Source organism: Streptomyces sp. NPDC051364 (assembly GCF_040682115.1).
Lineage (GTDB): Bacteria > Actinomycetota > Actinomycetes > Streptomycetales > Streptomycetaceae > Streptomyces.
Genome location: NZ_JBFBAH010000023.1, coordinates 57,744 through 80,061 on the forward strand (window position 1 = coordinate 57,744; position 22,318 = coordinate 80,061).

Annotated in this window: 21 protein-coding genes; 11 read left to right on the forward strand and 10 right to left on the reverse strand. The window is 70.1% G+C overall.

All coding sequences use genetic code 11. From position 1 onward, the window contains the following. Window positions 1-46 precede the first annotated feature (46 nt). Window positions 47-589 (reverse strand): FABP family protein, encoded by a 543-nt coding sequence (locus AB0M76_RS32445; protein ID WP_365956322.1) that lies wholly within the window; start codon window positions 587-589, stop codon window positions 47-49. 493 nt (window positions 590-1,082) lie between these two features. Between AB0M76_RS32445 and AB0M76_RS32450 the strand changes: the two genes are divergently transcribed. Further along, entirely contained in the window at window positions 1,083-2,621 is a 1,539-nt protein-coding gene (locus AB0M76_RS32450) for an MFS transporter (RefSeq protein WP_365956375.1), read from the forward strand. On the opposite strand, the gene AB0M76_RS32455 is transcribed toward AB0M76_RS32450, so the two are convergent. Together AB0M76_RS32455 and AB0M76_RS32460 are read right to left on the reverse strand one after the other, a co-directional pair. Continuing rightward, complete coding sequence (locus AB0M76_RS32455) at window positions 2,615-3,283, reverse strand: hypothetical protein (protein WP_365956323.1); 669 nt, start codon at window positions 3,281-3,283, stop codon at window positions 2,615-2,617. The genes AB0M76_RS32450 and AB0M76_RS32455 overlap by 7 nt on opposite strands. 132 nt (window positions 3,284-3,415) lie before the next feature. After that, window positions 3,416-3,538 carry a hypothetical protein gene (locus tag AB0M76_RS32460; RefSeq protein WP_365956325.1) on the reverse strand — a complete coding sequence of 41 codons (123 nt, stop codon included), beginning with the start codon at window positions 3,536-3,538 and terminating at the stop codon, window positions 3,416-3,418. 633 nt (window positions 3,539-4,171) lie between these two features. On the opposite strand from AB0M76_RS32460, the gene AB0M76_RS32465 reads away from it, so the two are divergent. The 7 genes from AB0M76_RS32465 (at window position 4,172) to AB0M76_RS32495 (ending at window position 10,446) form a co-directional block, all read left to right on the forward strand. Continuing rightward, on the forward strand, window positions 4,172-5,494 hold the full coding sequence (locus tag AB0M76_RS32465) for an APC family permease (protein WP_365956327.1): 1,323 nt from the start codon (window positions 4,172-4,174) through the stop codon (window positions 5,492-5,494). A gap of 203 nt (window positions 5,495-5,697) precedes the next feature. Further along, window positions 5,698-6,375 (forward strand): macro domain-containing protein, encoded by a 678-nt coding sequence (locus tag AB0M76_RS32470; RefSeq protein WP_365956328.1) that lies wholly within the window; start codon window positions 5,698-5,700, stop codon window positions 6,373-6,375. A 73-nt stretch (window positions 6,376-6,448) separates the two neighbouring features. Continuing rightward, window positions 6,449-8,068 carry an ADP-ribosyltransferase domain-containing protein gene (locus tag AB0M76_RS32475; protein WP_365956329.1) on the forward strand — a complete coding sequence of 540 codons (1,620 nt, stop codon included), beginning with the start codon at window positions 6,449-6,451 and terminating at the stop codon, window positions 8,066-8,068. Between the two features lie 144 nt (window positions 8,069-8,212). Continuing rightward, window positions 8,213-8,644: a hypothetical protein gene (locus AB0M76_RS32480; protein ID WP_365956330.1), complete on the forward strand. Its 432-nt coding sequence runs from the start codon at window positions 8,213-8,215 to the stop codon at window positions 8,642-8,644. Further along, on the forward strand, window positions 8,644-8,871 hold the full coding sequence (locus AB0M76_RS32485; protein WP_365956331.1) for a hypothetical protein: 228 nt from the start codon (window positions 8,644-8,646) through the stop codon (window positions 8,869-8,871). The genes AB0M76_RS32480 and AB0M76_RS32485 overlap by 1 nt, the downstream gene beginning before the upstream one ends. Before the next feature lie 289 nt (window positions 8,872-9,160). Beyond that, the gene (locus tag AB0M76_RS32490; RefSeq protein ID WP_365956332.1) at window positions 9,161-9,625 is read left to right on the forward strand and encodes a hypothetical protein; all 465 of its coding nucleotides are present in this window, start codon (window positions 9,161-9,163) and stop codon (window positions 9,623-9,625) included. Window positions 9,626-9,762: 137 nt separating this feature from the next. After that, window positions 9,763-10,446 carry a hypothetical protein gene (locus tag AB0M76_RS32495; RefSeq protein WP_365956333.1) on the forward strand — a complete coding sequence of 228 codons (684 nt, stop codon included), beginning with the start codon at window positions 9,763-9,765 and terminating at the stop codon, window positions 10,444-10,446. A 323-nt stretch (window positions 10,447-10,769) separates the two neighbouring features. On the opposite strand, the gene AB0M76_RS32500 is transcribed toward AB0M76_RS32495, so the two are convergent. After that, a complete protein-coding gene (locus tag AB0M76_RS32500; RefSeq protein ID WP_365956334.1) occupies window positions 10,770-11,813 on the reverse strand; it encodes a hypothetical protein in 1,044 nt (347 codons plus the stop codon). A 584-nt stretch (window positions 11,814-12,397) separates the two neighbouring features. Here AB0M76_RS32500 and AB0M76_RS32505 point away from each other — a divergent pair. Continuing rightward, window positions 12,398-13,549 carry an NAD(P)-dependent oxidoreductase gene (locus tag AB0M76_RS32505; RefSeq protein WP_365956335.1) on the forward strand — a complete coding sequence of 384 codons (1,152 nt, stop codon included), beginning with the start codon at window positions 12,398-12,400 and terminating at the stop codon, window positions 13,547-13,549. 148 nt (window positions 13,550-13,697) lie between these two features. Here AB0M76_RS32505 and AB0M76_RS32510 read toward each other — a convergent pair whose 3' ends face one another. The 5 genes from AB0M76_RS32510 to AB0M76_RS32530 all read right to left on the reverse strand — a co-directional run bounded on the left by AB0M76_RS32510 (window position 13,698) and on the right by AB0M76_RS32530 (window position 20,213). After that, entirely contained in the window at window positions 13,698-13,895 is a 198-nt protein-coding gene (locus AB0M76_RS32510) for a hypothetical protein (RefSeq protein WP_365956336.1), read from the reverse strand. 441 nt (window positions 13,896-14,336) lie between these two features. After that, on the reverse strand, window positions 14,337-16,409 hold the full coding sequence (locus tag AB0M76_RS32515) for a dynamin family protein (RefSeq protein ID WP_365956337.1): 2,073 nt from the start codon (window positions 16,407-16,409) through the stop codon (window positions 14,337-14,339). Then, complete coding sequence (locus AB0M76_RS32520) at window positions 16,409-18,196, reverse strand: GTPase (RefSeq protein ID WP_365956338.1); 1,788 nt, start codon at window positions 18,194-18,196, stop codon at window positions 16,409-16,411. Before AB0M76_RS32520 ends, AB0M76_RS32515 begins: the two co-directional genes overlap by 1 nt. 157 nt (window positions 18,197-18,353) lie before the next feature. Continuing rightward, window positions 18,354-18,956, reverse strand: a complete 603-nt coding sequence (locus tag AB0M76_RS32525; RefSeq protein WP_365956339.1) for an HAD family phosphatase — start codon at window positions 18,954-18,956, stop codon at window positions 18,354-18,356. A 27-nt stretch (window positions 18,957-18,983) separates the two neighbouring features. Continuing rightward, a complete protein-coding gene (locus AB0M76_RS32530) occupies window positions 18,984-20,213 on the reverse strand; it encodes an MFS transporter (RefSeq protein WP_365956340.1) in 1,230 nt (409 codons plus the stop codon). Window positions 20,214-20,373: 160 nt separating this feature from the next. Between AB0M76_RS32530 and AB0M76_RS32535 the strand changes: the two genes are divergently transcribed. Together AB0M76_RS32535 and AB0M76_RS32540 are read left to right on the forward strand one after the other, a co-directional pair. Further along, window positions 20,374-21,141, forward strand: a complete 768-nt coding sequence (locus AB0M76_RS32535; protein ID WP_365956341.1) for a DeoR/GlpR family DNA-binding transcription regulator — start codon at window positions 20,374-20,376, stop codon at window positions 21,139-21,141. A gap of 78 nt (window positions 21,142-21,219) precedes the next feature. Then, entirely contained in the window at window positions 21,220-21,450 is a 231-nt protein-coding gene (locus AB0M76_RS32540) for a hypothetical protein (RefSeq protein WP_365956342.1), read from the forward strand. Between the two features lie 172 nt (window positions 21,451-21,622). On the opposite strand, the gene AB0M76_RS32545 is transcribed toward AB0M76_RS32540, so the two are convergent. Then, complete coding sequence (locus AB0M76_RS32545) at window positions 21,623-22,219, reverse strand: hypothetical protein (protein WP_365956343.1); 597 nt, start codon at window positions 22,217-22,219, stop codon at window positions 21,623-21,625. Window positions 22,220-22,318: the final 99 nt, after the last annotated feature.

The following is a 22,318-nucleotide window of genomic DNA, read 5'->3' on the forward strand; positions in this document are numbered from 1 at the left end:
GCGCTGCCCGGCGGGCGCGGGGCCGGTTCCGGCCTCGGCCGGGCCGTCAGGAAGAGCGCCGCCGCAGCCGCGTGGTCAGGTGGTGCTGGAGCGGCTGCCCCACCGCCGCCATGTCGTGCACCACCGTCAGCAGGTCGCCGTCGATGCTGTAGCGCCGGCGCGTACCGGTGACCTCCTTGGCCAGCGGGGTCAGCGCCACGTCCTTCGTCCCGATCTCGATCTCCGTACCGGACACCGTGCCCACATACGTCTCGACGATCCCGGTGGCGTGGGCGAGGACGACCTCCAGGCCCGCGTCAGGCGTCACCCTCCACCAGCCGGCCTCCCGACCGGCAGGCCGGATGGGGGCCCCGGACTCGTCGACCAGCCAGGCGCGCGCCTCGTAACGCAGGAAGGGGCGCCCGTCGTGGCTGAAGACGACCTCCTGCTCGTAGCGGAAATCCCGTTCCAGCGTGGGGTACTGGCCCTGGCCCCGGCCGTGCCAGCACCCCACCAGCCCCAGTACGGGCGTCAACAGCGGGTGCGGCTCGGGGCCTTCGCCGAGGGTGTGGGTGTCGGGGTACGGATTCTCCTGCACCGGATCGAACATGGTCACCTTGTCTGTGTCGGCGAAACGGAAGCGGCGTGCGGCCCGGGCCGTCGATTCCGGATCCTGCTCACCCGGCCACCGCCGGGGAGACGCCCCAGGCCGTCGCCGCCCGGCACCCTACCTCGCTGCGCTGCCGGGACTCCCTCGGTGGGAAGGGGTGTCGCCTCCGCATCGGCCCTCTCCCGAAGGCTCTCCTCCACCCCGCAGACAGTTTCGTCGTCACCGCGGACCTGTCACTCCTGGCCGCCCATGACGAGGCGGCCGACGAGAGGGTACCGTCGTCGCGGCTGCGTACAAGCGCCTCTCGGCGCCCCCTACCGGCGTGCGGCCCGGCTCTCCGGCAGGGAAGATGAGGATTGTGAAGGGCAGAGGGAGCGCCGCCGGGGGCTCCTCCCATGGTGCTCCGCACGGAAACGGTGGGCAAGGCGGCACCGTGCCGTGGCTGTCCGGCCGGCAAGGCACCGCTCCGAACCAGACGCTCGCCCTCGCAGCCATGGTCTTCGCCGTCGCGATGATCTTCGTGGACCAGACGATCGTCAGCATCGCCGCCCCCAGCATCGTCGAGGAACTCGGCCTGTCGTCCTCCGGAATGCAGCGGGTGGTCAACGCGTACCTGCTCGCGCTCGCCGCGTGCTTCGCGCTCGGCGGGCGGCTCGCCGATGTCTTCGGGCACCGCCGGATGGTGGTGGTGGGCACGATCGTCTTCGTCGTCTCATCCGTTCTCTGCGGCTCGGTGCCGCCCGGAGACTTCGCCGAGAGCTGGCTCATCATCTTCCGGGCCACCCAGGGGCTCGGCGCGGCGCTGGTGTTCCCCGCCGCCCTCGCCGTCGTCGTTTCCGTCGTCCCCGTCGACAAACGGGGCCGGGCGCTGGCCCTGTTCTTCGTCCTCGCCGGCGCGCTCACCGCTCTCGGACCGCTGCTCGGCGGTTGGCTGACCGCGTGGACCTGGCGGGCCATCTTCTGGGTCAACCTCCCCGTGGCCGTCGTCGCCCTCGTCCTGACCGCCCTCGCCCGGATCCCCGACGCCCGGAGGCGTGAACGGCTCGACGTGCCGGGCGCCGTGCTCATCGCCGGCGGCATGGGGCTGAGCGTCCTCGGGATCCAGCAGTCATCCGCCTGGGGCTGGACCAGCCTCCCCACCTGGGCGTGCATCATCGGCGGGCTCATCGTCCTCGCGATCTTCTGCTGGTACGAAATGCGCACCGACGAACCGCTCATCAAACTGCGCGTCTTCCGCGACCGCGCATTCGCCGCCGACACCCTGGTGCTCTTCTTCTCGATGCTGGCGTTCGTCCCCGTGTTGTTCTTCGCCTCGGTGTACGCGCAGATCTCGCTCAGCTCGTCGCCCCACCAGGCCGCGCTCTACGTGCTGTACTTTTTCGCCGGCTTCGGCCTCTCGGCCCAGTGGGGCGGCAGGATCCTCGACAAGCACGGTGCCCGGCCCACGATGAAGCTCGGCACGGCGCTCGCCTGCGCGGGATTCGCCCTGTGGGCGGCGAAACTGACGGACCTGTCGGCCCACGACCAGTGGCCCTACGCCTGCCTCGCCGGAGCCGGCATGGGCCTCGTGCTCTCCCCGGCCTCCACCGACGCCGTGAACCGGGCGATCGGCGCCTCGTACGGCGAGGTCACCGGTGTCACCCAGACCGTGCGCAACTACGCGGGGGCTCTGGGCATGGCGGTGTTCGGCACGCTCCTCACCCATGTCATGACCAGCCGGGTCGCGGAGACACTCACCGCGAAGGGCCTGCCGGAGGCGGAGGTCCAAGGTGCGGCCCGCAACATCGCGGAAGCGGTCACCGGTCACCCGGACGACCGCAGTCCCACCGACGGCGGACCGACCTCCACGCTGATGCGGAGCGCCTTCCAGGCCGTGCACATGGACTTCGCCGAGGCCAACCAGTGGGTCTTCTACGGCATGTCCATCGCGCTGGGCGTGGCGTGCCTGTGCACACTGCTACACCCAGGGACACGGGTGACGGGCGAGGTCACGGAGGCGGAGGAGAGCATGCAGGAGCGAACTCGTCACTGACTGTCTCGGATGCTGTGGGCTGCTCGCCGCGTGAAGACGAGGATGAACGCCCCGGTCCAGATGATCCACACCACGCTGGGCCAGGCAGCGATCCGCTCGAACAGCCCTTGAACCCCGGGGTCCGGTCTCAGGGCCGTGAGCGTGGCCGAGACGATGGATGTCACGCCGCATGCGATGCCGGCGACGCCCCAGTACGGCCGACGCGCGTGCCGGAGCATGCCCCCCAGGAGCAGTACGCCCACAGCCCCGCAGAAGAAGCACGTTCCGGCGGACAGGAGATGCACGGTCGGACGGAGGTTGTAGGGATTGAAGCCGGTGGACACGAGTCCCAGTCCACTGACGGCCAATACGCCGAACGTGAGGTTCCTGAGACGGTCTGCCGGAAAGATCACCATGTTGAGCACGGCGGCCGAGGTGAGGCACACCCCTCCGACGATCCAGGCGATGTCCGCGGCCTCGTGCCAGGGCGAACAGAAGCGGAACCCCCCGATGAGACCGCATCGCGTCACTCCGAGCGCCGAGATGATGTGCTCTTCCAGGTTCCGACTCGAGGCATGAGGCAGGACGATCAGATTGTTCACCACGAAAATCTGAATCAATGACGCCCAGAGGAAGCCCCCGGCCGTGAGTCTCCTCGAAGCCGTGAAGGTGAGTTCGCGCATTCCGCCCGTCCGAAGCCGCCCCACTCAGTATGTCCTCCCCCGGGGTGCCGGAGGATCACCTTGCCTCGGTGAGTCCCGATCCGGTGCGCCGGATGGCGGCCACTTCGGCGAATGCGCTGAGCGGGTCGCCATTCACCCGTCGAGCAGTCCGGCCGGGCGGGACTTGCCTTGGTCGCTGCCCGGACAGAGGCTTGCCGTGGCGCCGAGGTGGGTGGCGTCGCCGGCGAAGGTGGCGGTGTCCGCGTCGGCGCCCACGGACGAGGGCCGTACGAGCGAATCACATACCCCAGCCGGCCCTCTCGCAGCGCACAGGGGATGAGCAAATGGCTTGCTCCTCAGGACACCACTCCTCCAGGGGCCACAGTTGAGCCGGAACTGTGGTCTCCTGCAGTCCACGCCTTTGAGCAGTGTGGCGCTGCTGCCGGCAATTCGGCCAGTTTGTTCCGGCTCACGCAGGGAAGCGAATGACTCACTCCGCAGGGCACCACTCACCGTTCCCCGGCAGGTTCCGCAGCGGCATCGTGCGGCCCTCACCGTAGCTGCGGCCGCGGGAATGATCTCGCTGGGAGGACACGGAGCCGCGCGCCGATCCAGCTGACCCGCCGCTCCAGCAGCCGCTGGGCAACAACTGGTGCGTCATACGCGGTCCAGGGTGACAACAACAACGCCACTGCCATCGGCGCCAACAGCCACGCGACCGCGGGGCAGGCTGACAACAACATGGCCACGGCCATCGGGTGCACCGCGCATGCGATCGGTGACGGGGAGGTCGACACCTGCTCCCCGTAGCCGTCGACCAGGAGCGATGGGCCCACTGGAGGTCGCTAGCGATCCACGGGCGCTTTCCATGCCTTCTCGGCTCCCCTTTCCGACGCCGCAAGGAGTCCGATGCCTGGAACTGCCAGTGCGGTCCCCCGGGCGAGCCTGACGCCCACCGACGTCACCATCATGGTCGTCGGCATCGTCCTCGGTATCGGCATCTTCAAAACGCCATCGCTGGTCGCGAAATACTCGAGCGACGAGACGGTGTTCGTGTTGCTTTGGCTGCTCGGCGGACTGATCACGGTGATCGGCTCGGTTTGCTATGCCGAGCTGGGCAGCACGCGCCCCGACGCGGGTGGCGAGTACGCGTTTCTGCGTGAAGCTTACGGGCCGAAAGTGGCTCTGTTGTTCGCCTGGGCGCGGTGCACGGTGATCCAGCCCGGCGCCATCGCTGCCGCAGCCTTTGTGATGGGCGACTATGCGAATGTGGTGTGGCCGCTCAGGGCGTACGGTCCGGGCGTCTACGCCCTCGTGTCGATCACGGTTTTCACCCTTGTCAACTACGTGGGAACCACGCCAGGAAAGCTGACCCAGAAGGTTGTTGAGGTCATCACCGTGCTCTCCATGCTCGGCCTCATCATCGCCGCGTTCGTCGCGACGGTGCCGACGCCGCGGGAGGGAACCCCTCAGGACTCGTCCCTGGGCAGCATCGGTCTCGCGATGATGTTCATTCTCCTGACCTACGGCGGCTGGAACGAAGCCGCATATCTCTCGGGCGAGCTCGAGGATGCCAGGCGTAACATGGCCCGGGCCTTGGTCGTTGGCGTTCTGATCGTCATCGGGGTATCCCTCGCGATGAATTTCGCCTATCTCCATGTGCTGGGGCTCGACGGCATCCGTGACAGCAACGCTGTCCGCTCCGCCATGATGCGCGTCGTCGCCGGTGACACCGGTGCGACGATCACGAGCGTCGTCGTCGTGCTCTCCACTCTGACCACACTCAACGGTTTGATCATCACCGGGTCGCGCTCGTACTACGCGCTCGGCCGTGATGTGGCCGCGCTCCGTTCGATCGGTACGTGGAAGGAGCACGGTTCAACTCCCGCCCGCGCGCTCGTGCTGCAGGGCGCGGTGTCAGCCGCACTCGTCGTCTTCGGAGCCGCCACACGTGTCGGGTTCCAGGCGATGGTCGCCTACACCTCGCCGGTGTTCTGGTTCTTCATGCTGCTGGTCTCCCTCTCGATCTACATCTTCCGCCGCCGCGAATCCGGCGGCGAGTCGCACTATCGCGTGCCGCTCTATCCGGTGACGCCGGCGATCTTCGCCCTCAGCTGCCTGTGGGTGCTCTGGTCCAGCCTGTTCTATGCCGGATGGGGATCAATCATCGGCGTCACGGTGCTCCTAGCCGGCACGCCGCTGTTGTTCCTCAAACCCACTCACTCGGGTTGAGGGTTTCGAGGGATATCGACGCGCGCCATGCGACACGTGCCTCAGCCACCACCAACGAAGAACTCGCGGTCCAAGACCGGAGGGCGGCTTGGGTACCAAGCCGCTCGGGCCGACGTCATCGTCCCCTTCCTGCCGCGGCGTTGTCAGTGGTGGCCGATAGCGTCGGGGGTGTTGGAAGGGCCGTTTCCCGACAGGAGTGGACGATGACCGAGAACCGTGTGCAGCCCGCGCTCAGGGTGGTGCTGACCGACGTCAACGAGCATGTGGTGGAGGCGTGGCGGGCGGCGTTCGCGGACACCCCCGGGATCGAGATCCGCAAGGGTTCGATCCTCGACGAGGACGTCGACACGTGGGTCACCCCGACCAACTCCCGTGGCCGGATGGACGGCGGGGTCGACGCCGTCATCAAGCGGCACCTCGGAGCCGGCATCCAGCTGCGCGTGCAGCGGGCGATCCGCGACCGGTTCGCCGGGACCCTCCCAATAGGCAGTGCCGTCTGCGTCCCGTCGGGTGCGACCGTCCCGCGGTACCTGATATCGACGCCGACGATGGTGCAGTCCTCGCAGAACGTGAAGGACACGCTGAACGTGGCTCTGGCGTGCGCCGCAGCGTTCCAGGCCGTCCACCGGCAGAACCGTCAGGTGCCGGGCAGCATTCGCTCGGTGGCTCTGGTCGGGATGGGTGCGCAGACCGGCCGGGTGCCCGCCCGGGTGTGCGCCAACCTGATGTGGACCGGCTTCACGCTCTTCCACGACCACTGGTTCGAGGACGACGACCAGATGCGCGCCACGATCACCACGCAGCTCGACGGCATCGAGAACGTGCCGGCCACGGAGCGGGTGCGCATCGTGCCACCGAAAGGGCATTCCTTTCGCCCCTGATCCCGTGCACACCGCCGGTCAGCCTGCCGGCCACCACCATCCCTCAGGTACGACAACCGGGAGCCCTTCTTCCATGACCGACGCCACCACCACTCCGGCCCAGCCCGATGCGAACGACCCGCTGGGCCTCACCGATCTCTTCAAGGGTGGCGGTGAACCCTGGCTTCCGTTCCTGAAGCCGGTCATCGAAGCGCAGCCGGATGCCGCCCGGTTCATCGGCCAGGGCCGCAGCCCGGAGGTCGTCCCGGTCCGTGAGCTGACCTTCCAGGCGCTCAAGCCGAACCCGCCGCACAAGTGGAAGGTCGTCGTCTTCGGCCAGAACCCGTACCCGCGGCCGGAGAGCGCCACCGGGATAGCCATGTTCGACAACACCTTCAACGACTGGAAGGACAGCCAGTTCGGCAGGGTCGTCAGCATCCGCTGCATCATCAAGGCGGCCGCGATGTGGAAGTACGGCATCGCCAAGAAGACACCCATCGCCGACGTCCGCGCCCTGTTGAAGGAGCGGGACACGGTCCAGCCGCCGGAGTGGTTCCAGGCGATGCTCACGCAGGGCGTGCTGCTGCTGAACGCCTCGCTCACGGCCAGCGGCGACGGGGCTATGGGGGCCGACCAGCACACCACGTTCTGGCGGCCCGTCGCCGAACGGATCGTCGAGGAGATCCTCAAGGCCAAGCAGGACGCCGACGAGGAGGACCGCGGCGTCGTGTTCGCCTGGTGGGGGGCCCACGCCCGCAGCCTGAAGAAGATCGTCCTGCGGCTCCAGAAGAAGTACCCGGACGTCGAGGTCCGGCACATCGATCACCCCAACCCGGCGGCCCAGGGCGACATCTTCTGCGAGGGCGACCACTTCGCCACGGTGAACGCGGCGCTCGCGTCGCTGGGCGCCGAGGAGATCGACTGGCTGCCCAGCAAGGGGTGGAACGAGGGTTCGGCGGGGGCCGGCGGTGCGGGCGGGGACGTCGCGGCACGCATGGGGGCCTTCATCGCGTCGACCATGGAACTGCACCAGCTGTACCTCGACCGGCTCACCGGCGTAAAGGACGAGGGGCTCGTCCTCCCGGCGATCACTGGTGTGTTCGACACCCCAGTGATGGACTTTCAGGATGCCGTCGCCCCGGTCGCCGAGGTGCTGTTCGGGCTCGGCAGGCAGATCGACCGGTCCCACGAGTTCGGCAAGCGCCGGGCGGACGAGACGGCCGGCCGCATGTCCGCCGACGCCATCGCCGCGCTCTACCTCTACACCTGCGAGTCCGCCTTCTACCGCGAGATCAATGCCGTCCTCCGTTCCCCGGACCGGACCAAGGTCGTTCCCTATCTCCCGTACCTGCGGCTGCTGTTCGCGGCGGTGTCGGGGCTGCCCGCCCACACCCGGCCGCTCTGGCGCGGTGTGTCGCTGGACCTGCGGGCGCAGTATCCGGTCGGGGGGACGGTGACCTGGTGGGGCGTGTCCTCGTGCACCTCCGAGCTGAGCGTCGCCCGGTCCTTCCTGGGCAGCCGCGGCAAGCGGACGCTCTTCGAGGTGACGCCCGCCCGGGCGGTGGGGATCCGGAGCTTCTCCGCCTTCACCGGCGAGGAGGAATACATCCTCGCGCCGGGCACCCAGCTCAAGGTGACGGACGTGAAGGCCGAGCGCGGCGGCCTGTGCACGATCAAGCTGACCGAAGAGGATGCCGCCCCTCTCGTCTCCTGACCATCCGCCGCGGGGCCGCAGCCCTGGCCCCGGTGTCCAGGGCCGCGGCCCCCGGACACCGGGGCCGCCGCGCTCCCGGGCAGCGATGATGACCAGTCAAAAATGGGTGCAGCAGGGGCAATCGGGGTGTGCAAGGCTAGGGAAATGACGTTCGAATTCGAAGAGGAATGGACACGGGCGAAGGGAGAGGCGGCCATGCGCCTCGCCTCCGCCGGACCGTCGCCCGCGCCGACTCCGCAACCGGGTCCGACCCCGTCCCCGGGCAAGCCCGACCTCGGCCTCGTCGACGGACCCGTGCACTCCAAGGCGTCCGGCATCCGTACGGCGAACTCGGAGGCCCAGGGCAAGTCCACGCTCGACGACGCCGAGGCCGTGGGCAGGAGCCACTCCGGATGGGTGGCCGGGCCGGCCAGCAACGATTGCGTGGGCGCCTGGCAGCGCAGGCTGAGGGAGCTCGCGGATCTGGTCGACGACGCGGCCGACGCCCTGACCACGGGCGCGAACGGCATCACCGCCGAAGACCAGGCGATAGCCGACCGGCTGCGCGCAGCCGGCGGCGTACTGGAGGACGTCTGATGGTCTCCGTACCCGAGCTGAAGCAGGCCGACCCGCAGAAGTGGCGTACGGCTGCCGACGACGCCGTGGCGGTGGCGAAGCAGTGCCACGGCCTCGCCTCGTACGCGCGCCAGGACGTCGCCCGGACTGTCAGCCGGTGCTGGACCGGCGAGGCCGGCCGCGCCGCCACGGAACGGTTCGTGAAGCACGCCGACGACTACGAGACGTCCGCGCGAGCAGTACGGTGACGAGTCGGGCAGCCGGGGCGGCGACATCAGGACCCGGGGAGAGAACTGGGACAAGGCGGAGCCGCACCTGGACGACGCCATGGCCTGGTACGCGTTGACAGACGAGCAGCGGGCCACCGCTCTGCGACAGCTCGAGTCGCAGACCCCGGCGGGCCACCACGTCTCCGTCGACCCGATCTACCATGAGCGCGGCGGTCCGGACACCGGGACGGGAACCGGCCCCGCGGAGCCCGGCACGCCCTCCCCGAGCCCCGGGCCGGCACCCAGGCCGCCGAGGAGCAACTGACGCATGCGCACACGGAAGTCCATGCCGCTGCTGCTGGGGCTGCTGCTGACGCTGACCGGCTGCGGTCTCGTCGGAGGCGACCGGGGCCCCAAGCCGTTGACGCCGATGCCGAGCGAGGTGCCGACCGGTCCCGAATACTCGACGGTCGACGACGTGATCGCCGCCCTGGCGAAGGGCGGCTTCGGCTGCAAGATGACTCTGCGGAACGAGTACAAGTTCGGCTCGAACGCCACGTGCGAGGTGCAGCACCGGGGTACGACCGTCTACAACGAGATCCAGGTGTTGAGCACGGCCCGGTTCAACCGGGACGAGGTCGGAAATTCGATTGCGACAGGGCGTCGGGCCCACCGTCAGACCATCGTCGCCGCCGGGAACTGGTTCATCTGGGTGCGGCCCGGGGTCTACGCCTACGACATGGCCGCGGCGCTGCCCGGTTCAGTGGTGCTGGAGCCGCTCGTGGAAAAGTAGCGGGATCGTACCCGCGGCGAGGGGCGCGGCGGGCGGCCCACCCGATCGGCCGCGCGGAGCGGTGGGGCCGCCGCCGGGGATGCAAGGCTGGAGCGAAGGCCCCCGGCCGAGGCCGGGTCGGACAGGAGGCGTTGCCGGTGCCTGGCGTGGATTCCCTGGTGTCGTTCGCGCCGTTCCTCGTGCCCGTGATCACGGGCTTGGTGGGCGGGATCAGCCTCGTCCTCAGGGACCGCCGCCAGGCGCGGAGCGACGACCACCACTACCGCAGGAGGCTGGAGAAGGCGCAGATGGAGGTCCAGTTCATCACCAGCTGGATCAAGGCCAAGAAGCTGGCGCCGACCGAGGCCCCGAACCCGGAGCCCGGCCACTGGCTTGACGAGACCTATGCGTCGGTACGCGCCTTCGAGGCTGCGGCGCGCCGCCACCGGGGAGGGCCGGGGAGGCTGCGCCGTCTGCTCCTGCTGCGCACGCTGCAAGGCGGCCCGGCGAAGGCCGTGCGGATCTTGTACTGGCTGGCCATCCTCGCGTTCAACGCGGCCCTCGCTTGGTGGGTGAGCATGATCGTCGACGGTCCGCCCGCCTTCTTCGGGACGGACCCGGAATCCCAGTCCGATGACGTCGATGCAGTCCTGGGGGTGGCGGGCTGCTTCCTGCTGGCGGCGATCGTCCTGTGGGCGTGGACGGTGCATCTGGATGCTTCGGAGCCGAAGGAGGGGTATCAGTCGCGGATCGACTCGGCCGCTTGGACGGCACAGGAGGACGAACGGCGACGTGCGGCGGCCGGGAAGGCGGACGATGGACCGGACGCGGACGCAGGGTGACCAGCCCCGCCTTCCGAGCGGCACTGCGGGCGGCGATGGACCGGGTCGGGCCCTGGTCCCGGGCCTGGTGCTGACCACGCACGGCCATCCTGACCACGTCGCCGACAACGACCTGGCCGACGAGCTGGGTGTCCCGGTCGAGCACTACGTCCCCGCTCTTGACCTCGACCAGATGCGGGACCCGGCGTCGTACCGGGCGCGGTCCTTCGAGCGCATCGCCTGGGCGGCACCCCCTGCCCGCGCCCGCACCGGCCGCCGACAAGGTGGTGTCACTCTTCCAGCCCATGCGGCCCTTCGGCCTCTCGTTCACCCTGCAGCAGCTTTCAGGCCGCCCTGCCTTTCGCGACCGAGGCGTACACGGTCCGGGCGGTTCCGCCCAGTCGTGGTCCGGCGAGCCAAGTGGACGAGGCCGGGCCGATGGAAGTGTTGCTGACGAGGGCGAGGGTGCCGTCGGGACGCCGGGCGAACCAGCCGCCGCCGGAGGAGCCGCCGGTCATCGTGCACCCGATGCGGTACAGCGACGGCCGGTCGGGGCGCAGGGACAGCCGTCCCGGGCGGTCCTGGCAGGCGAACATCCGCTGCCCGTCGAAGGGGGTGGCGGCCGGGTAGCCCCAGGCCTTCATCGCCGGGATCGCCGCCGTGGGCGGCGCGTCGAACCAGACCGGTACGGCTGCCCCGGTCGCCTCCTGGAGCGATGTGCGGGTGTCCTGCCGGGCCACGCGCAGCACCGCGAAGTCACCGGACGCCCCGGCGCCGCCGGTGGCGGCACCCTCCGCGAGCCATTGCTCGGAGGTCCCGGCCCGGTCCGCCCACCACGTGCCCAGCGGGGCGACCTCGGCCGCCCCGGCCGCGCGGCGGGAGGCGCCCGTGAGACCCCGGTCGTTGTAGGAGGGGACGAAGACGATGTTGCGGTGCCAGGTGCCGCCCGCGCCGCCGTGGACGCAGTGGCCCGCCGTCCACACCAGGCTGGAGCGGCCCGGCCGGGCCGGGTCCTCGACGGCGGTGCCGGAGCAGACGCTCGGGCCGTCGGGCCCGTCGAAGAAGACCTTCCCCAGCGTGGGGGCGCTCGCGCGGTACGGGGTTCGTTCGGCGGCGGCCGGGACGGGGGCCGGTACGGGGTCGGTCTCCCCCAGGTCGGCACCGAGCCCGTCCGCCACGGGCGTGTCGTACCTGTCGGCTTCGGCCATGCGCTGCGGAGTCCAGAGGCCGGGGATGACGGGGTTGGAGAAGCCCGGTACGGCTCGCCTGAGGGTGTCGACCGGCCCGGAGCAGGCGGTCGTGACACCGAGGACGGCGAGGACGATGAGCAGGACGGCCAGGACGCCCGGGCGTACGGCGCCCCAGGGGCGGCCGGAGTGCACGTTCATGGTGACGTTCCTCGGGGTGGGGACCGCGGCCCCCTGAACTGCCGGGCGCCGGACGGAAGTCGGAAGGGGGGATCAGCGGTGACGGGTGGACGGTGGTGCGTGGCCCGTCCACCCGCGCGGAGGACCGGGGGCCGGGTGCTCAGCCGCCGAAGCGGATGGACTTCACGGCCGGGAACCCGAGGTGGGCGGTGTTCTGCTGGGCGGTGCCGTTCTGGAAGGTCGGTTCGGTCGCCCCGGCGGGTTCCGGGACTGGGTCACTGGGGACACGGGGCTCCTCCCGGCCGAGTTCTGCCGTACGGCCGCTGAGACAAGACGGTGACAATTCCCGATCCGGCCGATGGCAGAGGGAGCCGTCCCGCAACCGATGGATCCAGCCCGGGCATGCCCCCGTGCGCGGCACGCCAGTACTGCTTCGTCAGGCCCTTGTTCCGGGATGCGGGTCGCCGCACTCCACCCCGGAGTTCCGGCCGCAGCCGAACCACTGGCCGTCCTGCCCCTCGCCACATCGACCGCCGGCGCCTTCTCCTCTGTGGGAACGGCAGTGCTACACATGATCCACAGGGCAGCTGAAAGGCAGTGGAACCATGTCGAGGGTATTGCCGAGTCCGGCGCAGGAGGGCACCGCCCGCGGCCGGGTCCTGGTCGTGGACTGCGCGCCGGGTACGACGGCGCTGGCCGAGCTGGCGGACCTCAGCCGTCTCGGCTTCGAACCGACGGTCAACATCCGGCGGGTGGCCGATCCCGACCTGCGGTCGCGCATCGCGCAGCAGTGGCGGACCGTGGACTTCGACGGGTTCGCGGAGGAGGAGCTGGCCCGGCAGCTGGAGGACGGCGGCCTCGGCCACGATGCCCTGAAGTGCCGGGCCGGCATCCCCCTCACCGAGGCCGTGCTCGAACGGGCCGCCTCGGGCTCCCTCCAGCACCGTCTGGTACTGGTCGGGCGCGCCGCGGCGGGCTCCGACACGTTCGACACGGCGGCTGCGCAACGTCTCGGCGTCGCCCTCCGCACCACCCCCGGAGCCAACGCCGGGGCCGTCGCCGAACTGACCCTGGCCCTCATGCTCGACGCCCTGCGTGGCGTGTCGCAGCGGGCACAGGCCCTGCGGCAGGGCTCCTGGGCCGCGGCGACCGCGAACCTGCCCACGGGCAGCCTGGCCGGTGCCCGCGTCGGGCTGGTGGGTTCCGGTGCCACGGCGCGCAGGGTCGCCGACCTGGTGCGTGCCTTCGGTGCCGAGGTGTGGGTATTCGGATCGCCGCGCTTCACGCAGAAGCGTGCGGCCGGGTGGCCCGGTCGCCGGGTCGCGTCCCTGAGGGAGCTGCTGGAAGGCTGCGACATCGTCTCCGTACACGTGCCGGCCGCGGCGGAGACGAACAGCCTCATCGGGGCCGGGGAACTCCGGCTCATGCGGCCGGGGTCGGTCCTGGTCAACACCGCCCGGGCGAGTGTGGTCCGCGAGGCGGACCTCGACCGCGCCCTTCGGGACCCGGGATCGGGCCCGTGGCACGCGGCGGTTGACGTCTTCGAGGCGGAGGGCGTCGGATTCACCTCCCCCCTCAGGGACAACCCCCACTGCACGCTCTCCCCCCACTCGGCGGGCATGACCCGCGCAGCCATGGAGGAGGCCTCGCGCAGAATCGTGGCCGAGTTCGCGCGGTACGTCGAAGAGAACGGCATCACGAGCGGCGGGCCCGGGCGATATCAGCTCCCGCTCACTTCACGCCGCGGCGAGCCCTGACCTGCGACGGTCGTGAGCATGTCGGGAGCGGCGGGCGGAGTTGCGGTCTGCCCGAGCAGGGACCTGTCCGGACAGCCCACCCGGTTACCGGCGGGTGGGCGAGGCCGCGTGGGCACCGGCCCCACCGGTCGCCGGTGCCCAGGCCGTTCTAGGCGTCGGGATTCTTACCTGCTGCGGCCTTCTTCAGGCGGTCGATGCTGAGCTTCGCGAAGTCCGCGTAAGGTTCGCCTTCGCGCAGGTCGAGGCTCTCCACGCGGACCACTGCGGTGCCCTGCCGCATGAGGATCTCGGTGGTGTGGCCGGTGAACGCCTCCGTCTCCTCCGCGCCCGCATCCACCCAGGTCAAGGGGTACCCATCGGAGAACTGGGTAGCCCTGGGGGTCCGTACGGACGGGTCTGCGAGCCACACGAAGCTGTGGTGGTCGGTCGAGAGGTGGCGAGAGGCGGCTGCCGCGACGGCACGGCGAGACGAAGAGAACAGGCGACGCGAGGAGGCTCGGCGGGAGGAGGACCGCGCCAGGCGGGAAAGCCCGGTGCGCAGCGCTGTGGAGGAGGTGTTGGAGGAGCGCCGCTGGCGGTACCGGAATCGAAACCGCTTCGAGGGCCCGGGCGCCGGCTGACACCGCGCCGACGGGGAGGACGGCGGGGGAACCTGCCACCCAGCTGTGGAGGGGGCCCGCGGCATCTGGCTCGGCCTCCTCACCGGCCTCGCCACCACCGCCGCACTCCCCACCACCGCCGCACTCCCCGCCGCCGTCTGACGCCCGGCCCCTGACGGCGCCTCCGGCTACGCCTGATCGGGCTCCGCCTCGGAGACGAACGGCTGCAGGAAGGTCGCGATGTGCTGCTCCACATCGGTGATCCGCTGCTCGTACGCGTAGAGCTGGTCCCGCATGCCCGCCTTCGCCTGCTCGTCCAGGCGGGACTCCTCGATGTTGCGCTGGACGATGCCGATGAGGTCCTGGAGCTGGATGTGGAGCGTTTCGCTGATCCCGCCCCACACGGCGCGCAGGTCGGCGGCGCGGCTGTCCGCGTACTGGCGGGCGGTCAGGCCTGCCGAGTCCTTCACGTGGTCGGAGAACTCCTCCGCCGCGCGCGACTGCAGCTTGCCGTTGGCGAAGATGACCGCCCCCGAGGCCAGCAGCGGTCCGACGGCCGCGCCGATGGCCACCGCCACACCGACCGGTGGAAGGGCCAGGCTGATCAGGCCGGCCGCTGCGGCGGCGGCCGTCCCGCCGACCACCGTCGCACCGGTGCCCGCTCCGATCGCCATGAGCGAGCTGGGGCGGAACAGCAACGGCACGTCGTCGCGGTGGCGGCGCCCGTCGCGCCCGTGGCCCTTCCCCGCCGCGATGGCGAGCGTGTAGAGCAGGTCCTTCTGGTCCCGGATGGACTGCGTGTTGCCGGTGAGTTCCGCGCGGAGCTTGTCGAGGAGGGTTGCGTGCGCCCTGATCAGCGGTTCGAGCTGGCGCACCAGATCGGCCTGCCGCTGCTCGATGAGCTGGTCGAGATCCTGGGTGCAGAAGACCTGCATACGTTCCTGGAGCCGGACGGTGTACGCGTCCATCAGCTCGTGCTGGGCTGCGACGCGGCCGCCCTTCGTGAAGGACCGGACGGCTCGGCTCAGGCGTCCCGGCCCGCTCGTGACGTGCCAGTCGGCGATCTCGCTGCTGATGCCGATCAGGAACGCACTGAACTTCAGCTGCAGTTCGTTCTCGATGTCGAGGATCTTGCCGCCGACGATGTCGCGGATCGCGTCGGCGCTGGCCCGCAGTTGGTCCTGGGTGGACTGGCTGCGGTCGAGGAGCTCGCGCAGCTCCGCCGTCGACTTCATCAGGATCGCGCCCTCGTCGTGCAACCGCACCCGCAGGTTGACGGCGTTGTGGCGCAGGAACTCGGCGAGACGGACGAACTTCACCCGGGCCGCGTCGCGCATGCAGAAGACCTCGAGGGCGGACTCGAGCCGCCCGATCCCCGACGCCTTCAGGCCTTCCGCGTCGCCGTCGATCCGCGACCGCAGGGCCTGGAGGGCGCTGATGAAGAAGACGTTGGCAGCAGCGGTGGAACCGGATTCCCCGCTGAGCTCGGCGACCGCGTTGCGGCAGCGGCTCATCACCTCCGCCCGTTCCTCCTCCTCGATCCGGTCGAACTGGTTCACCACGAAGAAGATGTCGCGGTGCCCGAGCTTCCGGACGCGGGTGAGGTAGTTCTCGGTCTCGTGGAGGGTGAACGGCCGTCCCGCATCGGTGACGAACACGACGGCGTCCACCTCCTCCAGGTACCGGAGGGTCACCAGCTCGCGGTCGGAACTCTCGTTGATCCCTGCCGAGTCCACGATCTCGACCGATCTGCGCAGCAGCTCCAGCGGCTGCTCGACGACGGCCAGCGCGAACGAGGGGGTGCGAGGAGCGCCGTACGCGTCGATCTGGAGGGAGACCTCCCGCTTGAACTCCTCCGTCGTGACGGCCGTCTCGACGCCCTGCCGGTCCGCGTCCCGGTACAGCCAGGCCCGCTCGGTCTCGCCCCAGCGCAGGACGGTCGTGAAGGCGGTGGCCGGATTGGCCTTGGTGGGCAGCAGCCGCTTTCCCAGCAAGGCGTTGATCAGGGTGCTCTTACCGCTGCTGAACTCGCCGAGCACCATGATGCGGAAGGTCTCGCGCTCGAAGACCGCCCCGTTGATCCCGAGGTCCAGTGCCGCGCCCGCGCCGCCGGGCGGGGCGATGACCGCCGCGGCCTCGCCGGCCACGCGCTGCAGGCGCTGGTAGTACGAGCGCAGTGTTCCGATGTTGTCGCTCCAGCCGCGGAACTGCGCGGCCGGTGATTCCTGGCCGGCCGGTAACTGCCGGTTCTCGTGCGCCATCAGGTCCCTTCCAGGGGAGAGAGGTGGGCGTGCACGGAGCGGCTCAGCGACCGTGCCGTGCTCTGCAGTGAACGCCAGTGGTCGAGGGACTCCGGCTGCGCGGCGACGGCTGTGGTGTGCAGCCGCCACCACTGCTCGTCGCGGTCCCGCGCCTGGCTCAGCAGGCGGTCGTACACCTGCCCGATGCGTGCCTCGGTCCGCGCCACCTGCTCCGTGAAGGCCGCCTCGACGATCCGTTCCAGGTCGTCGATGGCGCGTTCACGGCGCTCGGCCTGGCCGTGTTCGAGGGCCTCCGTGACGAGCGCCGTACCGGCCGCTCCCGCGATCTGCGCCACGACCTCGGTGGAGACAGGAGTCAGCACGCTCTCGATGGCGGTGCCGACGAACTCCGGCAGCCAGGAGGCGTCCCAGCCCGTCGCGTTCTGCGACTCCGCAGCGGCAGCCGCGTCGGCGACACCGGGCAGCGCCGCGGCCGGCACGACCCGCCCGGCACTGGGGGCGGCCAGTCCCTGGAACAGTTCCTCGCCGGGCCTGTTGCGGAGCAGGATGCCGCGCAGCCGGCGGGTGTCCTCTTCGAGTACCCGGTCGACGGTCCCGGTGATCCACGATTCGAACTGGTGCAGGACCTCGGCGGTGTACGGGATCGCGTGGAGGCGGATGAAGTGCTGTTCCTCCGGCGTCTCCAGCATCTGGGAGAAGCGCGCGGCAAGTTCGCGCGCTGCGGCGGCCCGCCGTCTGCGCGCCTCGGCGGCGATCGTCTGGACGAGCGAGGCGCGCCACTCCCCCGCTTCGGCGCTGAGCACGATCCAGTGGAAGCGTGCGCTCTCGTGGGCCGTGTGCCAGATCTGTGCGGCCCGCGTTCTGACGGGGTCGGTCCGGTGCACGTCCGTGAGCGCCCTCGCGGCGGCCTCCTCGACCAGGCCACAGGTCGCCGCGAGGAGGTGCAGTCTGCGGATGGTCCGCAGGGCGCGGCGCAGCCGGATGCCGGCCAGCTGGCCCAGGGCCGCGCGAAGCGGGGCGACGCCGTCGGGTTCCCCGGCCCCCTGCGCCGCGCCGGGCGCGGGGACCGGTCCGGGCAGCACCAGAGCCTCCGGAGCCCGGACTGCGACGAGGTGGTTGACGCGTCGCAGGATGTCGGCCGCCTCGTCCTCGACCTCGGCGAGCTTGGTGACGACGACGGCGAGCGGAGGGCTGTGCGGAGCCGCGGCCAGTGCCTTGATCCGAGCCTGTTCGGTGGCGAGCATGGCGCGGCGCGCCTCGGTGACGACGACCACCACATCGCAGTCGCCGACGATCCTGGCGAGCGCTGCGGTGTCGGGCTGCCGCACTCCGGACCAGCCCTCCCAGCCGGGGGTGTCGACGATTTCCACTCCGGCACGGGCGGGCCAGGACCCGGAGGGCACCTCGACGCGTACGGTGCGCAGGCCGACCGGGCCAGGGTGCTCGGGCCCGGCCTCCTCGGGAGTCCGGGGAGCCCCGGATCCGACGGGCTCTGCGGAGTCGGCGGATTCCGCGATGAACGGGCGCACGACGACGGGCGGTCCGTCCGTCGGGTGCACGGACACCGGCAGGCAGACCGTGCCGATCAGCTCGTTGACGAGGCGGGATTTGCCAACGTTGCTACCGCCGATGACGCAGATCCGGGCCCGCGGGGACTGGGCACGGCGGGCCGTGCGGCGGATCAGGGAGGCCGCGGAGTCCGCTCCGGCCCGGTCCGCGAGCAGGGCCACCTGCTCGGCGAGTTCACCTTGCAGCAGTTCCCGTTCGTTCTCCCCCGTACCGACCACAGCGCCGCCACCCCACCCCGTCAGGACCTCCCCGGCGCGACCATGATGCCAACGGATGCCGCCGGGCGCCGCCCGTTCGGCGGGAAGGCCTGGGCAGCTGCGCAGAGGAAGGCGTTGTTCGTGATCCACGGCTCTGGGACGGCAAGGATCGTACCGGTCACGGCAACGCCGCCTCCAGTACGGTCCGCAGATCATCGGGAGACGTGAACAGATGGCCCTGCAGTCCCAGTTCACGGGCCGCCAGGACGTTCTCGGCCCCGTCGTCGACGAACAGGATGTCCTCGGGGGGCAGTCCGAGTTCCCGGACGCACCACTGGTAGGCGGCCGCCTCGGGCTTGGCGCTGCGGATGCGGCAGGAGAAGCCGAGCAGTGTGAATCTTTCCAGCCACGGCTGGGTGGCCTCGTACTGGACGGCGAGCTCTTCCGGAATGCTGGAGAGGAGACCGAGGGTCACGCCCCGGTCCGCCAGGGCGGCCAGGAGTTCCACGCTGCGCTGGTCGATCTCGCTCCAGCCGGCCAGGTCGGCGGCGATCAGGTCGGCGGTCAGTCGTTCGTCGAGTGCGATTCCCAGCTCTGCACAGACCCCTTTCCAGTACGCCGGGCCGGCCACGTCACCGCGGTCGTAGGGGGCGCGCTGCGACCAGTACGCCTCCCAGAAGCCGCTGCTGTCGCCGCCGGCCGTGCGTTCCAGTACGGCCTGGGACTCGGGCGACTGGACACGCGCGATGACACCGAACATGTCGAAGAGAACGGCTTTCATCCTTCAGGTTCCTTACTTCTCGGGTCCTCACGTGGTGACGGTGTCCGCACGGTCCGCCCCCGCCTCGCGAGGGCCGCTCACGCCGTCGGGATCGGGGGCGTTCTTGCGCAGCCACAGGCTCAGGGCCGCACACACGGCGGCGAGGCCGAACAGCACGAGCGGCACCGCCTTCACATCCATGGTGTCGATCACCCCTCCCAGCAGCGGCGGGAAGGCCACGCCGCCGATCATCGAGGCGGCGATCACGTAGGCGCCGGCCGCGGCCACACCGGGCACGGCCCGGTTCAGCCAGGGCAGGCAGGTCGGGAAGATGGGCGCGATCATCAGGCCGACGCCGAAGTACGCGTACGGGGCAAGCGCAGGTACGGCCGCGAGGACCAGGAAGCCGGCCATGCCGGCGCAGCAGACGATCAGGATCGACGGTGCGGACCAGCGGAGGCTGAGCGGGGCGACCACGAACCGGCCGATGGTCATCGCCGCCCAGTAGGCGGAGGTTGCGGTGGCGGCGGTGGCGGCGCCGTACCCGACGGCTTCGAGGTGGGTGGGTTCCCAGCCGCCGACGCCGGTTTCGATGGCCACGTGCAGCACGTAGATGCCGATGAACACGGCGATGATGGGCAGCACCCGGGCTCCGGCAGTCGCGCCGCCTTCGGCAGGGGCCGGCTCCGGCTCCCGGGCGGCCACCCCGCCCAGGGTGACCAGGATGAGCAGGCAGACCACCCCGATGCCGAGGAAGATCTGCGGGTAGCGGTCCGCTCCGAGCCAGCCGATCAGGGCCGGGCCCGCGATGGCTCCGACACCGAAGTGACCGTTGAGCAGGTTGAGCATGGCGGTGCTGCGGCGGCCGAAGCCGATGGCGAACAGCTGGTTGAGGCCGTAGTCGATGCCGCCGAAGCCCAGACCGATGACGAAGGTGCCGGTCAGGGCCAGGTTCCAGCTCGGCGAGAGCGCGAAGAGCGTGGCGCCGGCGGCCATCAGCAGGTAGGAGCCGCCGAGCAGCACCCGGTTGTTCAGGCGGCCCCGCAGAACGTGGTAAATCAGCACACCCAGGAGTGCGCCGACGAAGTGGGCACTGAGGCTGAGTCCGGCGCCCGCGGGGCTGACGCCATACTCCTCCCGAAGGGCCGGGATCGCGGGGCCGTAGAGCGCCTGCAGGGCGCCGATCACCACGAACGCCACGCACGAGGCGGTGATGGCGACGGTGGTGAGAACAGGCCTTCCCGCCTCGGGCGGGCCGGCCTCTCTGGTGGCGGACATCGCTCTCCTCATCGCTCGTAGCAGAATGAACAGAAATGTTGTTCACAACTCGCCTAAGTTCACACCCGAGCGTGCATATTACGCACACCAGATGTTCATCTCAACAGATCGTGTGTGCACAACGCCATCCAGGGCCGCCTTCTGTGCTAAAAGCAGACACATGAACGTGATGGAGAGGCACAAGTTCGTCGTGAGCCTGCTCATGCAGCAGAACCGCGCGACCGTGGCCGAGCTGGCCCAGGCCACCGGTGCGTCCGAGATGACCATCCGCCGGGACCTGGAAGTACTGGAGTCGCGGGGAGCGCTGCGCCGGGTGCGCGGCGGCGCCGTGAGCAACCTGCCCGGCGGCGTCGAACCGCCCTACGCCATCCGGGCCATGTCCGGAGCACAGGCCAAGGAGCGGCTCGCACGCACCGTGGTCGAACTGCTCACCGACGGCGAGACGGTGGCCCTGGACACCGGAACCACTGCCGTGGCCGTCGCCAAGGCCATGGCAGACCGCCAGTTCACGGTGACCCCGCTCTCCCTGCACGCCGCGTTCGCCCTCTCCGCAAACCCCGGCATCCAACTGCTGCTGCCCGGTGGCCAGGTGCGCCCCGAGGAGCTCTCCTTCTACGGCCAGACGCCCGTCCAGACCTTCAAGGACCTGTGCTTCGACACGTTCATCCTGGGCTGCTGCGGTGTCGACCCGGTCCAGGGGGCAACGGCCTACAACCTCGAAGACGTACAGGTGAAACGAGCCGCGGTGGCCGCGGCGCAGCGGGTGATCCTGGTCGCGACCGCCGACAAGCTCGGCCGTGCGGCGCTGGGCCGCATCTGCTCGATGGAGCAGATCGCCCTCATCGTCACGGACGCACCCGACGACTCCCCGGTGGTCAAGGAGCTGCGCGACCACGGGGTGGAGGTGGTACATCCGTCGGGCGACTGACGGGGCCGGCCGTCTCCCGTCGTCCCGCCAGGCGGCGAAGTCACGACCGCCTACGGAAGCGACCGAGGCAGCCTCGTCGTGCAACACGGTGAGGGCTACGACATCCTGGTCCGCGTCGTCTACCTGGTCTATGACCAGCCGAAATCCGGATCGCCTCAGCAGGTGGTCGAGGTGGTCCCGATCGGCGGGCTTACCACGATTCCGGCCGGGGGCACCTCTTCTGTCACTGTGTCGGGAGACGCCAAGGCAGCCGTGCAGAGGTTCTCAGGTGGTCCGGCCGTCAGCGTCAAGACCTACTTCTCCCGATAGAACGACCGGCTCCCCGAGGAGGCCCTGGCCATCCACCGGCGCATCGAGACGGTCTGCCGCGCAGGGGTCCCGAGCCGGCAGCCCGAGCTCGCCGAACCAACCATGCGAATAACCCTGAACGGAAGCCACCTCCGACAAGAGCTGAGCCACCGCTCAGCCCCGACGAGGAGGCCTACGCCTGACCACGGCGCTCCTCGTTCCTCACCTGCAGCCGGCCAAAGGACGACGCACCCAGACCCACCAGCACGGCCACTCCGGCCGCGTAGACCGGCAACCACAGGGTCGTGGTGGAGGACAGGCAGTCGGCAAAGGCGACATGGCCTTGGACGTCCTGTGCGTGAGCCAAGGCGGCAGGGTCGCGACCAGCCAGGTCCGCCAGCGCCGCCTCCGTCCGGATCCTCTCGTACGTACGCAGCGCGGGACACCTGTCACGAGTGCCCGGCATCGGAAACAGCCACGGCCAGCGTTGCAGCATGGGAGCCACAGTGATCGCTACACACAGGCCGACGACCAGCGAATACGCCGCCAGATTCCCCATGTAGGCAGTTCGGAGGCCGGGCGTCCACGCCGGCAGTCGGTACAGGCAGAAGAGCACCGCGAGGAGCGTCACCCCGATGTACGTGGCGAACCACTGCCACGAACCTTGCGCGAGCACGGCCGTCAGCACGGCGCCGAGTGCGATGCCGATGACTCCCGGCTGGCCGGCAACACTGCGGCTCGCGCTGGTGGATGCCGAGCTCCGGGCTTCTTGGGGGCTTGGATCGTCCACGGTCTCTCCTGCCTGGCTCGGCCATCAGCATCACGGAGCATCGCGCCGTCGGCCTGCCGCCATGCCGGACCGGCCCGAATGCCTGGCCCGATTGGCGGG